Genomic DNA, 563 nt, shown 5'->3' on the forward strand with positions numbered 1-563 from the left:
AACTTGATCGATGACCACCGTCTCAACTTCAATCTGGTTATCAGGGCGAATGTTCAACAGTTTGTAGGCCGGAATGTAGCCCGCTAGCGATGGTGCTTGGATATTAAATAGAGTGTGCTGTACACCATCAATATTGAAGCTCTTCTTACCCGTATCGTTAAAGTGCATGTGGCCACCAACATGGATATTTAGACCAGTAGCAGCTAATGCGCGGCTGGTATCGTCATCCGGTTCACGAGCCAGTTGATGGCTTCCTTCGCCAAACAGATCTTCAATCTCTTCAGAAGCGCCGTTGTAGAAGTCGGTCATTGGGAAGTGCGAGAAAGACACCAGCGTCTTGTTCTGCTCTTTCGCTGCTTTTACAACATCAGAGATCCAATCAATCACGTGTTCTTTGTGAGTCAGCATCATGTTGTAACCAGCGCTGCTTGAACCATCAAACGTGTTTCCATCGACAGAGCTATCAGACGAGTTTTCTTTCGGGCGATAAACGTTCGCGTCGATCGCCAACAACCAAAGCCCTTTCACTGGCTCTACTAAATAACTGGTATCCGGCACTTCAG

General features: G+C 47.2%; 1 pseudogene. It reads right to left on the reverse strand.

Going from position 1 to position 563, the window contains the following annotated elements:
* Positions 1 to 563, reverse strand: a pseudogene (locus AB4486_RS25035) (metallophosphoesterase); the annotation flags it as partial.

Source organism: Vibrio sp. 10N.222.55.C6, from assembly GCF_041473395.1.
Taxonomy (GTDB): Bacteria; Pseudomonadota; Gammaproteobacteria; order Enterobacterales; family Vibrionaceae; genus Vibrio; species Vibrio crassostreae_C.